The following is a 14296-nucleotide window of genomic DNA, read 5'->3' as shown; positions in this document are numbered from 1 at the left end:
AATAAGTTTGCTTGATAGCGGCACTAGCTACGTTTAAGGCAATGAGATCACAACGTGCCACCATCGGGCCAGTTTTTCCAGTGCGTGTTGGGTTCTAATGAGGGTTGGTACATGGAAACATCGCCGGATTCCAAAACCTTGGAAATTTGTTGAAAGGTTTCTGTTTGGCTTGGGAGTTCTTCTTCGACCAAATCGGGGTGATACCATTCTTCAATCTGTAGTATCTGTTGCATCGAAGGTAAAATACTAATTCTCCTCTCTTCTTCGGTGGCAAGTATTGCTTCCCTTTCTATTGCTGCCAAATAGCGGCAAAACTCAAATACTTGAGGTCTTTCATTTTCAAGTGTTATCTCCAGTTCTTGATATTTTTCTATGGGTGGTAGGAGAATTTCTTTTCTTCTTAAATTACAAATACCTTGATCATTAATAGATTCAGGATCCTCCTGGTTTATCCAGTTGTCATTTTGATAGGGTAAAAGAAACGAAATTCATCGTTTGGGTGGTTTTTTAAATAATTTTCATAGGCTTCGTGAGAAGAGTAATCGGAAGCTTTATCCCTATTATTTAATTTGCTGGAAAAATTGTAAATATGAAGGTCAGGTAACCCTGAACGTGGTGAAAAACCAAATACTTCAATTGAAAGTCCCCAATCTTCTTTGGAGAAAAAAAGTGACATTCGTGTTGCAGCAAGATAAACATAGCCATTGTCCAGCATGGGGAAAGTGTTGTTTTCCGCACATAGATCTAGAGTCTGTAGGATTTTTTCCGAAGACCAATTCATAATTTTTTCAGGGAAAAAAGGACAAAGGTTTTTATATTAAATCAAAAACCTGCACGCGAATATTATCGTAGTCGGCGACGAAAAGTTGATTGTTTGAAATTGAGAGGCCGCCAATTCTAAAAACCTGTCCGCCGCGTCGGCCGGTCTGGTTGTGAACCCACTTAACATTTAAATCCAGGTCGAGACAAAGTATCTGGCAGTTGAAGGTGTCGGAAACAAACAATCCATGATCCGGGTGATGAACCAGACTGTAGGCTTCTCCCAACGTGGCTTGGGTCGTGTCAACCGATGTCACCAGTCCTCCGTCCTTATCGAATCGTTTGAGGATGTATTCCGATCGGTCACTGACTATGAATCCACCATCATCAAGCGGACACACTGCGGTGGGATTGTCGAGGTCAGTTGCGGTGTCGTTTTCTTTTCCAAAAACTTTTTGCAACTCTCCTGATGAAGAGAACACCTGGATGCGATTCTTTTCGGTGTCGGGTACCCACACGTTGTTTTCGGAATCTACAGCAACACTGTAGGCCAGACCAATGCGGTTTTCTTCCGGTCCCGTGTTGCCAAGGGAGTTCAGGAAATGTCCGTTGGCATCGAACGCGGTAATGCGCCGGTTCCCGTTGTCAGCGACGTATACAGTCTGGTCTGGTGATACCGCAATGCCAAAAGGCGAGTTCAGTGCGCCGGGTCCGTTGCCGAACCGTCCGAAGTTTCCTTGATAAACACCTTCGGATGAGAACCGCATCACGCAATGTTTCTTATTATCGGTGGCGAGTAGTTCGCCATTTTTCAGATGCGCCGCACCGAACGGATACAAAAATCCGCTGTCGGCATGACCAAAACTCCCAACGTAATGTGAAAAAGTGGGAGCGCTTTCAGCCGTTGCCTCAGGATTCAACGCGTCATCCAGTTTTTGCAGAAGTCCGGTTAGGTTGGCCTGCCGGTAAACGGTCGCAGTTTTTTGCAGATAATTGAAATCCGATTTGGCCACCTGGTTCTGCAGTGCTTCAATTTCTTTGACCTTTTCCGGTTCCAGTTCATTTGAAATGCCTGCCAGCCGTCCCTGCAAACCGGCGTGGAACAGGCCCACTTCTTTCCATTCCTGTTTGAGTTGATGCAACTGTTGTAATTCACTTTGAACAAGTTTATTAATCGAAGAAGGCAGGTCGAGTCCGGCCAGTATAGCTTTGCCAGCATCCGTCGAAGCCAGCAGAGCGGCCCCGATGACCAGCCGGACGAGGTTGTTCATCTCGTTGACCGCGAGCGTCTGGTTCATGCGTTGCAGCAGATTGATCTGGAAATCGATCACACGCACGTTGTTGCCAATTTGCACGGGGGTGGCCTTGTCCCGCACGTCGACAGAATGCAGGCGCGTTTCAAGTTCCAGTTTCTGTTTCCGCAAATCCCCGGACTGTTTAAGGACATCAATAATCTTTTCGCTGTAGACACTCTGGTTCTGCAGAATACTTTCAAGTTTTGCACCCACGTCGCTTTCTTTTCCGGCAACCAGCCCAACAGGGTACAGCTCGCCGCCCAACAATACTCCATCAGGTTGAATCTTAATTGGGCTACCGCCGATGCGATAGGATCGAGTCAGTTCCGCAGGCGATAACTCTTCGCGATCAAATTCGAATGCGGCGATGTCCTCGGTGGAAAAGGAGGCGACCGGTGGTCCGTCGTTTTCCGTCTGCGTTTTCCATCCATCGAGAAGCCCCATGAAGATGCCCTGCATATGGGCAACAAGGTCCGGGTCTTCCTGAAATCCCAGCAGGACCTGTCCAAACAGGTTGACTGTGCCTTCATTCCATAAAGTCGACCGGAGGGTTTCTGTTACAGGTTTACAATTCGAAAATCGTTTTGCAGCCGTGTCGAGCAGTCGTGCGTGTGCCAGGAACTCGACGATCAACTGTCGCACCTGTTCGGAAATCCGGTTGCTGATGCTGTGGTTGGCCACAAACTCGGCCCAGTGTTCCTGGGCGCCGCGTTCATCCTGTAAAGTTTTGATGAGGAAGGTCTCACTCTGTTCCTTGCGCTTTAGTAATTGCACAAGAAGTTCGCCCACATCTTCAAACTCCTGTTTGATCTGGGCCATCAAGGGTATGAGAAACGGATCCTCAAGCGGTAGCAGGAGAGTTTCACGAAAAGCGTTTTCCAGTCGGGCAACCGACTCCCGGTACTCAACCATCGCAAGACGGGTGCTGCGGAACAGGGCTTTGTCCTGGCTTTTCATATTGAAAAGCTCGCGGTCAAACTCCAACGGATCTTCATTGTGATTCAGGATATTATTTTGCTCTTCCACCAACCGCCCACAGTAGCTCGGCAGAAAATCTGTCCATTCCTGAAATTGTTTAAGAAGGTGCCCGCGCCGGTTAGCGTGTATCAGCCCCAACTGAATAAGAGTGCCCAGCAGGGGTTCAGTCGATTCCACTTTGCTGGCAAGGTTCGACCAGGTGGCGGGCAGAGTTTCAGCTTCTTTTGAAAGAGGTTTTGTCGCCGTAAGGTCGAGGGTCTGTTGACACAGGTTTAAAGCGGCCTCTCTATGTCCACTGTCTTCAAGGTGATGGCTGTGTGAAAGTCTGATTTCGGCTGAATCGGGTTGTAAAGCAGAAAGGGCCTGGTAGGTTTTGTCCGAAGTGAGGGTGGGGGATTGAAACCTGTGTAGAGTGGCATCAAGAGTGAGTGCGATCACAAGCGCTCCGTCTTTCCCTGCAAGGACCAGTCCTGGCATTTTTAATGCTGCGCCGCCCTGGCCTTCGGAGAAAGCTTCAATGAAAACCCCTTCTCCGGTAAACTTCTGGATGCGGTTGTTGTTTAAATCCGCAACGTAAAGGAGTCCGCCATCATCAATAGACAAACTCAGGGGGTATTGAAATTGTCCGGGACGATCTCCCTGACTGCCAAAACTTTTTATTAGATTCCATTCACTGTCAAACTTCAGAATTCTATGATTGGCGCTGTCTGTGAGGAAAAAATTGCCGAGAGAATCTTCGTCCAGGCAGGTGGGAAACTCCAGCGCCGGACGCGGTGCCAATGCCGCGGATGTTTCATAAATGAACGCCAGCTGATCTTCGAACACAGTTGCGCGTTGTCCGGTCCAACCCAGTGAATTGCCATCCGAATCAAAAAACTGAAGACGATGGTTGTAGCGTTCCACCACCACTATGCGTCCGGTAGAATCCACCAGCACATCCCAGGGCTCATTCATCTGGCCAGGGCCTTCACCAAATTCGCCGAACGCGCCGATAAAATTTCCTTCGAGATCAAATTTCTGGACGCGGTGGTTCCATCCGTCGGCTACATAAAGATGGCCCGCCGGGTCCAGTGCAATGCCTTTGGGATATTGAAACTCGCCCGGATTTTTCCCTTTAGAGCCAAACTGAATTTTGAGGCTGTGGTTCGCATCGTAAACCTGGATACGGTGGTTGAAGTCATCCGCAATGATCAGGCCTCCATCAGGAGCCCAAGTCATTCCCGAGGGCGGAGAAGGTTTGAGACCACCTTCAACTTTACGGCAAAACGGTTCGGGCGTTTCGACCACAAACAGATCATTGAGGGATTTTAAAACTTTCTTTGCATCGTCCATTCGCTCTGGAGGAAAATCGGAAGCCGAAACTTTTTCCCGAAACGCGCCCAGAAAAGCACGTGCCTCTTTGGAGGTGGTGCTGGACGCGAATTCGCTCAAAAAGAGGGTAGCGATTTCTTCCGGCGACAGATTTTTGAGACGTTTTGAGGGATGGGTCATAGGATGGGGGCAGGCCGGTTAATTTTGCGGCGCTGACCGGTTATTTAATCATAATTCAAAATGTTATACAATCCTCAGGAAGTCTTGTTTTCCCTCTGGGTTTATCTGTTCAAGGCCCCCTGCGCCCCTAAAGTCTCCCCATTTTTATGTCGATAAAGTCAATTGAGGGTCCTTTGTCCTTAAGGAGATAAAGGCCCTCGCCAAAACTGACAATAGCCTGTATCCGGAGACCCGCAATGCCCTCGCAAGAAGTTCTTGATCTGCTCATGACCGACCAACTGGAAGAGGCTGCGTGTGTACTGGAAAATGAAAGTGGGCCGGATTCCATCCTGAGAGACCTCATATACCGGGCATTGGGTTGTGAAAAGCCGTTGGCTTCCATGACGGCAGACTTACCCGACTACGTAGTCGTCAACCCTTCATATACCTGCAACATTGGTTGCAAAATGTGCATCACGGGGTTTCACAATAAAACCGAGCTGGATCCCAATTACAAATACCTGTCGCCGGAACAATTCGAAAAAGCCAAATCCTGGGTCCGTACCGGGACTCACGTGTTCTTTGTCGGAATCGGGGAAACGCTCGACTCTCCCCATCTCTTCGATTTTCTGGATGACGTGGATGGTCCGGTAAAAGTCGTGACTACCAGTGGTGTCCCGTTAACTCGGGAAAAAATCCGGAAGATGATCGAGACTGGTGTCCAGATCCTGAATTTTTCTTTCGACGGTAAAACATCGGTTGGGCATGGCGACGGCAAGGACACCTACATCAAAAATATCTGGAGCAAGATCGACCTGGTCACCCAGGTAAAAGAGGAAATGCACAGTGAAAGCCCGGTGATGGGTCTCAACGTTACCGTGAACAGCGAAAACCTGGACGATCTTGATAACCTTTTTGCAAAAGCAAAAGAGCGCAATATCCGAGACATTCTGCTGCTTCCCATGTCTGTGGTAGAGGACAGCGGAGAGATCAGTCCCATGCTCTATGAAAAATCGTTTGGCCCGGATTTCGATCGTTGTTCTACGGAGTTCAAAAAACTGGTTGACCATTGGAACCGGAACGGGCTGCGCCTGCAGGTGAACGCCTATCCCGAATATCATGAGAAAGCTCCGGTCTGCAGTTATGTCGATAACACAATTCAGATCCATGGTCTTTCCAGTGGTCCCAACATCTGTTGTGGCAAGATTGAGATGCCATTGACGTTTTGGGACACACCGCCAGAGGATTACTGGAACTCATTTCCGTTTCGGTATTTTCGCTATCTGCATTTTGTTGGCGAGCGGGCTGGGTTGCCGCGTGAATGCCAGGATTGCTGGATCCTTGAGACACGAAAATATTACAAGTCCTGCGGTGAAGCGTTGGATACCAGACCACCAGCGATGGACCCGGTTTCTATTTATCAGGAAGGGTCGCGATTAAAACGTGAGGGCTCGTGGAAGGAAGCGGAGTCCCGCATGCAGGAAGTGTTGGAACTGAGTGATGACGATGCCTTAAAAGGCAAGGTCTATTTTCACCTCGCTGAGATTGAACTGGCACGCGCCAATGATGGAGCTGCGCTCGACAACATCCAGAAATGTATCCAGCATAATTTCGATCACAGGCGCGGTTGGGCGTATCTGTCTTTGTTGACCCGCATCACCGGTCTCCCAAAGGTCGCTAAACGACAGGACAAATTCCCTCTTTCCTATCATCCGGAAATCAAACCGGGAGGCCTCCTCGTATGAATGAAGGCCAGCGCATTGAGCAAAAAGCAATTCGAAACCTGGATCAGCTTAAGCAAAGACTGTTTGATCACATTCGTGAACATCCCGGTACCCGGGTTGCGTTTTATGGATACACGTACCAGACAGCATCTCTCGTAAACGAATTCTATTCAGTGCTTGGCGGTCGGTTTGTTCCCGTCTGCATCATTGACAACCGTAGGGCCGGAGAGCCTGGTCCTGTAAAGTCCTGTGCCGTTTTATCGTTTGAAGATGCAGAACATCTTGAACCGAAAATCGATCTGGTCGCTGTATTGATCGACAGTCCGTCCTTGACCGGGGTTTTAAGCCAGTTGGCTTTTTCGTCCTTCAAAGCAAAAGAGATACTGTTTGTTCATCGGGAAGCGCAACCCCTTGCCGAATTAGAATTCGCTGCTTTGGCCGAGGAAACGACTGAGGCACTGAACCGCCATGGCTCGGTCTGGTATACAGAGGAAAAAAACTGGTATTGCTGTTACCAATATTTGAAGCAGGCCGCTACACTGGAAGGTGATGTGGCGGAGTTTGGAGTGTTCCAGGGAGGCAGCGCTTACTTTTTTGCGAAGGCCATGCAGCACTTCGGACTCGATGAAAAATTGTTGTTTTTGTACGACACCTTCAATGGAATTCCCCAAAGCTCAGCGTTGGACCTGGTGGATGTCAACGATTTCTCAGGGAACAGTCTGGACCGTGTTAAAAATTTGCTGGGCCATTTTAACAACGTGCGATTTATTCCCGGGGACGTGACCACAACATTTCTCGCCTCAGGCGAAGGTCCATTTTGCCTGGTACATGTCGACTGCGATCAGTTTGAGGTGACACGCTTTTTGTGCGAACAGCTTTATCCGCGAATGGTTCCCGGTGGTATCCTCATGTTTCAAAATTACAGTTTTGGAGCGACCCTCGGAGAGCGTATTGCAGTCGATCATTTTTTCCAGGATAAACCCGAAGCAGTTCTTTTGGGTTATGATGGGGCAGCCTTTGTAATCAAACAATAGAGTTGTAGGAATTAAAAAGACTTATGCTTCAAACACCAGCCCAGCCCATTACCGAAAAAGAATTGCTGAACCTGATATTGAATGATCGTGTCAAGGAGGCTCTACAGGCGATCGACAATTTTGAAGAAAATGCGGACCCGTTACGAACCCTGTTGAAACAGGCGGCGCATCGCCCCAATGTGTTCCCCGAATTGACTGCGCCCTATCCAACTCATTTTGCAATCTCCCCTTCATACACCTGCAATATTGGCTGCGAGATGTGTAATGCTGGTTTTCATATCAGTCCCCAACCTTATGGCGGACGTGATTTTTTATCGCCGCAATCGTGGGAAGATATTCTGCCCTGGATTAAAGAGGCTACGCACTGGTGCTTCGTTGGTGTAGGTGAAACTCTGGACAGTCCTTACCTTAACGATTTTCTTGAGAAGGGTATGGATAAGTACACGCTTGTGACGACAAGCGGAGTGGGGTTGACGCGTCGACGACTCGGAGAATTGATGGACCGAAAGCTGGATTGCCTTCAGATATCTTTCGAAGGAAATTCCGCTGTCGGTCATGGCAGTGGAAAAGCGGAATACAGTCGGAACCTGTGGGAAAAGATTGAACTGGTGCAACAGGTAAAACAGGAGCAGGACTCAAATACTCCACACCTCGAACTGCACATCACGGTGAATCTTGAAAACCTCGAACAAATGAACGGCTTGTTTGAAAGAGCGCAGTCACTCGGTGTGGAGCATATTGTGTTGTTTCCTATGTCAATCAACCGGGATGCAAGAGGTCGTCTGGTTAAAAATGTTTACGAGGCTTCTTTCGCAGAAAACTATGAGGCCTGTCGGTCCTATCTTAACGAAGTGTCTGACCGTTGGCGGGAGAGAGGACTCAAAATTTCTTTTAATGAATATGGAAAACTGGAAGAGGCAGCGACGCCCTGCTCCTATGTCGACAATACCCTGATATTCAGCGGACTGGATGTGCCTCCCAAAGTGTGTTGCGGTAGCCTGGATTTGCCGCATATGCCCGACGGGGCAGGAGCGAAGGCATTCTGGAACTCTTTCCCTTTTCGCTACCTGCGTTATCTGATGTTTTGTCAGCCGGAACAGAGGCAGCCCCGGGACTGCCAGGAGTGCCTGGCAACCCATCCTGCACGATACTTTCAAACTATACGTGAAGAGATGGGCAGGGAGAAGGTGGAAACGGCCGCAATCTATCGTCAGTATCAGGAGGCCTCTGTAGCCCGGAAGAGTTTGAGATATGAAGAGGCGAGGTTGCAGTTTCTCCAGTTGCAGGAGAGGGATCTGCCACAGGATTTAAGAAGTGGAGTGTGGTTTCATCTTGGAGAGCTGGAAGTTATACGAGGGGAACTTGTGGCTGCGCGCGATTGTTTTGAAAATGCCATTCGCGAAAACTTTTCGCATAAAAAAGCTTTCGCTTTCCTTTATCTGGTGTATCGAATTCAGGGAGCCCCGGATTATCTGGAGAGAACACCCAGAACACCTCTCCGAATTCGATCTTAAAAAGTTTTCCGAAAAAACCGGTCTATTATTTTTTGCGTGCAATCAGCAGGCTGGTTTTCAATTCTATTTGTTCAAAATTTCCTGACCATATTATCTTTTCATTAAGTGCCTTCAGGCAATCCGGCTGGGTTTCGTAGTAATCGTGTAATGCGATAATCCCTCCCGGCATCAGAACGCTGGACCACATTTCAATATCCTGAATGACGGCAGGATAACGGTGGTCGCCATCGATGAACAACATTCCAGCTTTGTATTTTGCCCTTTCTTTTCTCCAGCGTTCAAAGCCGGAGCGCGAAGTCTGGTCCCACAATTCGACAAAGTGCGAAACACAATGTGCCTTGATTCGCTCTTGAATATCCGGGGCTGAAAAAGGATCAATACTGATTACTTTTCCGAGTTTGCTGCTTTTAACACCCTGGCCTAGTGCGATTGTAGACCGACCGTAATAGCGACCGATTTCAATCACGGTGTCCGACGGAGGCCGGGTTCGGGCCAGCCTTTCCAGATGAGCGAGTTCTCGACCGATCATCAAGCCAGGACAATTCACCGTTAAACCAGCGTCCTTGAGATGAATCGAATTTTTCCATATGGCAATTAGTTCATTGACAGGTATGATCTGGAAGTTGGCATTGAGGAAGGCGATACGGTGGCTATCCCCAAAAATGCTGAGAAGCGGCATTAAATCGACCACTTCGAAGGATTCGGAGGACTCGTCATTCTGGATCAGCAGACTGTCAAAACTGCCGGACGACACGACTTTTTTAAAATCAAATTGGGTTTCATTGGAAGTGGTTTCACTCAAGTCCAGAGAAATAATTTCCATATTTTGAGGAACGTCAAGCGAAGATGAGTTTCCGCGCAGGATTACAGTCAGTTTTTGTGAGCCGTAAACTTTAGAGATGGTGTTCAGGAAAAACTGGGTTTTAGAATGGTGCGCCGAATAGATGTAGAGCGGTTTTTGATAGTGCTCCTGATTTCCCTCGAATAGATGCAACAGGTTCATGCAGAAGTGCTCACAGATTTGGTTTCCATGGTATTGGAAGGAACTTCATCCAGAAGATATCCGGAGCCTGCGAAACGCGCTGCGGCAGGTTCGATCTTAAATTGTTCTACCTGACCCACAAAACGCAACAATCCGCGGTGAGACAGCTTGGTCAAGATGTCACTCATCTCGTTCCATTCCACACCAAGCGCGGAACGTAAATTTTCCGAAGTCATCGGCTCCCTACATTTTTTAAGAGCGGAAATTTCCCGACCTCGCAAACGAAATATTTCACCCGACATCTTGTGATAAACAAGGGTGAACGGTTGCGGGGGCATTGAAAAATCCTGAGTGAAATCGCGAGGAAACTGTTTTAATACTGCAGCATCATTGAATACTACATTGGTTCTTTTTAAATCTGGAATGTGTCGCACGATGGTTCCGGAACGATAGGCTCCGGTAAGCTCCACCAGTTTTTCTGGGCTATGGTCGGCATATAGCAGGTAGCCACCATGATGTAGCAGTTTAGAGTCCGAACGTGCTTCGTAGGCCTGATGATACTCGGTCTTGTCGTAAGGAGAGGACCCATCCAGGTAGGTATAAACGTAACCTCCGTGTTCATTCTGCTCAACTTCAATGCCAAGCTTTTTCTGATGGTAGAACAGGGGTTGATCTGGTAACAAATGGTAGACCCCGCAGTAGGCTGACAAAGCAATATTGGGTCCGTGACTGCGAATATAATCAAAGGTCAACCGGGCTTCGCCTTCGGTCTCTGTTGGGAAGCCAATAAACCACGTCATGCAGGCCATGATTCCTGCATTGGCCATGTTGTCCAGAACCTGATCCACTTCCTTCAGGTCGTTGTCCTTGTCGATGAGATCGAGTACCCGCTGGCTGGCCGACTCAAACCCGAATTGCAGGAATCGGCAGCCGCCATCTGCAAGATTCTGCATGAACTCGGGTGGAAGGTAGGCCTTCTCCATCTTGGTTTCTGCGAACCAGATAAAGGGAAGATTTTTTTCTTTAACCTGTTCGGCGACGTACTTGAGTGTTCTCGGCGGACACAGGGAGTCCCAGAAATAAAAATGACGGATGCCGGTGGTGTTGTGAATATGGACCATGTCATCGAATACCCGTTCCGGCTTTCTCAAACGGTAATTCTCACGGAAACTCTCCGAACAGAATGTGCATTTTCCGTAATAACAACCGCGGGAGGTCTGGAACGTTGCCCCCACCTCTGGCGCAGGATAATCGGTTAAAGCCATGCCGGCAAAATCCGGAGCAGGAAGTGAGCTCAAATCATTCAGTCGTTCGTGAACTGTAAACGCCCAGTTTCCTTTTTCATCTTTATAGTAAAGGTTCGACACCTCTTTAAGGTCGCTGCCGTTTTCCAGAGCGGTGGCAAGGTTGGGAAGTGCAAGGTCTCCATCTCCGACCATGACAAAATCAAAAAGCTCAAACAGACGTGGATCGCCGGTGAAAATCGCCTCATGATTTTCGATGAGGGCACCGCCAATGATGATTGGAATATGCGGTGCTTTTTCTTTGAACAATTTTGCGAGACGCATTCCTTCCCAGTAAGACACCATAAAGGGAATGCTGATTCCAATCAGGCCGGGCTTTTCTGTAAGTATAGTGTCGATGATCCCGTTTTGAAGTGCAGTGGTAATGGGATCATCCATCGGTTGCTGCAGACGGTCCATCAGCCGGTTGACGACATCCGGATTTGCCGCATTGTCGAGAGGGTGCTCCCCGAAATAGAACCTGAGAGTAGAACGCAAATCATCGTAAGCACGATTGAACTGGTCAGGTTCGTAAAACGACTCTGCATTTTTCATTATCTCCAGACCAGCTTGTGCGTTTTCCAGACACTCTCTGGGGATCGATAGTTGTTGCACCAATGACTGGTATTCTGTCGCTTCGGCAGGTTCGAGGGAGTGTTTGATGCCCAGATAATGCATGCGTTCATTCAGCCGGTCATAATGTGATGTCAGCACGTCCGTGTTCACAAGTTCGAGGAACACCTCCAGATTCACATCATGCAGGGCGGTGTCGTGGCCTTTTTCCTTTAAGCAGGATGAAAGTGCCGGCAGACTGGAATAAGGGTTCCCCGGGAAGTTACGATCCGGTGGATAAATAAGCGTCACCTTCATGCGGCCTCCCTTTCTTTTTCCATGATCTTCTCCAGGCCAGAGTCAGATAGGATTCTATTATTCTGGATCCGGCTACGGCTTTTCAACATGGATGGAAATTGCCTGATCGCGTCGAGTTTGGCTTTTAACAACAAGCCGCCTTGTCCGCGAGAAGAAAAGTAGCTGGTAGTCCGGATTTGATAACGGATGATACCCGGCAGGTGCCGGAGAAAATGTTTCAATGGCAGATTCTTCAGCATCACGAACCATTCGTTGCGGTGTGCCTGATACACATAACGGTCACTGTACCGGCCAAGTGTTGCTGAGCCAATATGGAAAACCCGTGCCTTTGGAAAATAAAAGGCCTTGTCTCCGTTAAGACGGGCTCGAAGATTCAAATCAACATCCTCGGCCAATGAGTGAAACCTTTCGTCAAACAACCCGACATCATCGAACAGGCTGCGTTTGTAAACGGCCGCGCCAGCACAAACGCCCGGAACCTCAACCTCGGTATCATATTGTCCAAAATCTATTTCACCTTCGCCACGCGACTTACCGGCGCCCCAGGCAAAGAATCCATCTCCAGCATTGCAGAACTGGTCGCGGTCATCCCGATACATCATACGAGAAGCGCCCATGCGGCAATCTGGATGCCGCTTCATACCCTCTACCAACTCACGAAGCCAGTCTTGTTCGACTTCGATGTCGTTGTTGAGTAATACAACAAAGTCGCCCTTTGCATTGCGGATGCCCTCATTGCAGGCAGGGGCGAATCCATAATTTCGATCAAGCTGGATTAGATGGACTTGTGGATAGCGTTCACGAATCAAAGCAGACGAGGCATCTTCCGATCCGTTATCAACCACAATGGTTTCAAAATCGCTGAAGCTGGATGCCAGAAGGGAGTCCAGGCACATACCGAGTAACCGCGCGCCGTTCCAGTTGGGAATAATTACCGAAACCTTCATGGCAATACCGCCTCCTTTTTGGGCCGATAACTTTTATCTGAACAAGACGTCCGGCGCCTTGCGATCATTATTTCCCGGTGGGCCATATCGCTGCCCATAAAATTAATATATTCACAAAAAGAGGGGGCGAACCAGGCTTTCAGTTCCGGCATCAGTCGGTTTTTGCTGATAAACCTTCTAAACGAAAGGGCGCGTGCTGGCAGGTGAAAATGGAACTCATCATTGGTGATGTCGGCTCGATCATGATGCATGCGCCGGAAAAGTGTTCGTTGAAATTTTAAGGTGCGAACAAAACAATCGACCATGGACAGGTTGTGGGAGTGCGCTACCGGACCTTCCGGTGTGTAGACGGTTTTAAATCCACGTTGATGCACCGCATGGGCCCAGACCTGATCCTCACCCCAGTCGATGTTCTCGTCGAAAGGAACTTCAAGTGCCAAATCGCGTCGCATGGCTGCGTTGGCGTTGGAGAAAAAGAAGGATTCCGTCATCACTCTTTTTTCCAATCGAAACATATCGTGCAAAAGCTTCCTTTCAAACGGGCTGGCCCAGTCTTTTATAGGCACTTCACGACCGCAGACTCCCGCAACGTTTTCATCTGTCTGCATGGGTTCGATGAGTTTGGCCAGCCAGGTATCGGTTTGAGGGACCGCATGTGCGCTGAGATTCACCAGATATTTTCCACGAGCCAACCGGGCACCAAGGTTGAGAGCGCTCGAATAATGAAACGATTCTTTCGATATTCCATACACCCTCACCGAATGGGAACAGGCAATGGTTACAGAATTGTCTGTAGAACCTGAATCGATGACGATGATTTCCCGCGTCGGACCTTTTTGGCGGCCGATGGCTTCAAGTGTTTGACCCAGGTATTGAGCTTCATTGAATGTCCGGATAATGATAGAAGCCTCGGGAGGCTCTTCATTGTAAAAATCCTGGATGGTTTCAGGTTGTGCTGGTGGCCTTGAGTTGCTGGTTAAGGGAGGTGCTTTTGTGTTCAACCACAAACGTAAAACAGGTGCGATACAGTCGAAAAACCAGATCAGCCCGGTGTGCCAGATGATTTCCTTTTGCGATAGTATTTTTCCGATGGACGTTTTTTCTTCTTTACCAGAGGGAGGTATTTCTATCGCCTGGTCTGAAAGTCCAAGAGCGAACAGTCGCAACAGCCCATATCCTGCACCACTCTCATTGTTGAGTGGCAGGATCACCTTCGAAGGTGCAAATGATTTCAATCGGAAAAAATGACGGAGGGCTTTTGTCAAAGTAAAGGGCCCCTCACCCCAACCAATAAAATTATTTTTTCCGGCATTGTTAAACGGAGATGAATCGGGACCGAAAAAACGGACATTGTCTTCGGAATTTCCTGCAAGGGAAGACGCACGATGGACCTCAGCTTCCCGTGCGGTACAAAAAACAATGCAGGTTCCAGGCATATGG

General features: G+C 48.6%; 10 protein-coding genes. 3 read left to right on the top strand and 7 right to left on the bottom strand.

Annotated elements, in window-relative coordinates; all coding sequences use genetic code 11:
• Positions 1-47 precede the first annotated feature (47 nt).
• From G3M70_03485 to G3M70_03475, 3 genes are all read right to left on the bottom strand, one after another.
• Positions 48-302, bottom strand: coding sequence for a hypothetical protein (locus tag G3M70_03485; GenBank protein ID QPJ61001.1), 255 nt, complete (start codon positions 300-302; stop codon positions 48-50).
• 146 nt (positions 303-448) lie between these two features.
• The gene (locus tag G3M70_03480; protein ID QPJ61000.1) at positions 449-781 is read right to left on the bottom strand and encodes a hypothetical protein; all 333 of its coding nucleotides are present in this window, start codon (positions 779-781) and stop codon (positions 449-451) included.
• A gap of 31 nt (positions 782-812) precedes the next feature.
• Positions 813-4523, bottom strand: coding sequence for a hypothetical protein (locus G3M70_03475; protein QPJ60999.1), 3711 nt, complete (start codon positions 4521-4523; stop codon positions 813-815).
• Positions 4524-4759: 236 nt separating this feature from the next.
• Here G3M70_03475 and G3M70_03470 point away from each other — a divergent pair, with 236 nt between their 5' ends.
• The 3 genes from G3M70_03470 to G3M70_03460 are packed head-to-tail and all read left to right on the top strand — an operon-like array spanning position 4760 to position 8774.
• Complete coding sequence (locus tag G3M70_03470) at positions 4760-6247, top strand: radical SAM protein (GenBank protein QPJ60998.1); 1488 nt, start codon at positions 4760-4762, stop codon at positions 6245-6247.
• Positions 6244-7260: a hypothetical protein gene (locus tag G3M70_03465; GenBank protein QPJ60997.1), complete on the top strand. Its 1017-nt coding sequence runs from the start codon at positions 6244-6246 to the stop codon at positions 7258-7260. The genes G3M70_03470 and G3M70_03465 overlap by 4 nt, the downstream gene beginning before the upstream one ends.
• A gap of 23 nt (positions 7261-7283) precedes the next feature.
• Complete coding sequence (locus tag G3M70_03460) at positions 7284-8774, top strand: hypothetical protein (GenBank protein QPJ60996.1); 1491 nt, start codon at positions 7284-7286, stop codon at positions 8772-8774.
• 25 nt (positions 8775-8799) lie between these two features.
• On the opposite strand, the gene G3M70_03455 is transcribed toward G3M70_03460, so the two are convergent.
• The 4 genes from G3M70_03455 to G3M70_03440 are packed head-to-tail and all read right to left on the bottom strand — an operon-like array spanning position 8800 to position 14292.
• Positions 8800-9777 carry a class I SAM-dependent methyltransferase gene (locus G3M70_03455; GenBank protein QPJ60995.1) on the bottom strand — a complete coding sequence of 326 codons (978 nt, stop codon included), beginning with the start codon at positions 9775-9777 and terminating at the stop codon, positions 8800-8802.
• Positions 9774-11909: a B12-binding domain-containing radical SAM protein gene (locus G3M70_03450; protein ID QPJ60994.1), complete on the bottom strand. Its 2136-nt coding sequence runs from the start codon at positions 11907-11909 to the stop codon at positions 9774-9776. The genes G3M70_03455 and G3M70_03450 overlap by 4 nt, the downstream gene beginning before the upstream one ends.
• Complete coding sequence (locus tag G3M70_03445; protein QPJ60993.1) at positions 11906-12856, bottom strand: glycosyltransferase family 2 protein; 951 nt, start codon at positions 12854-12856, stop codon at positions 11906-11908. The genes G3M70_03450 and G3M70_03445 overlap by 4 nt, the downstream gene beginning before the upstream one ends.
• A complete protein-coding gene (locus G3M70_03440; protein QPJ60992.1) occupies positions 12853-14292 on the bottom strand; it encodes a glycosyltransferase family 2 protein in 1440 nt (479 codons plus the stop codon). Before G3M70_03440 ends, G3M70_03445 begins: the two co-directional genes overlap by 4 nt.
• Positions 14293-14296: the final 4 nt, after the last annotated feature.

It is taken from the genome of Candidatus Nitronauta litoralis (assembly GCA_015698285.1).
In the GTDB taxonomy this organism is placed as follows: domain Bacteria; phylum Nitrospinota; class Nitrospinia; order Nitrospinales; family Nitrospinaceae; genus Nitronauta; species Nitronauta litoralis.
The sequence above is the reverse complement of the archived record's forward strand: the minus strand, read 5'-3'. Positions and strand labels throughout refer to the sequence as shown.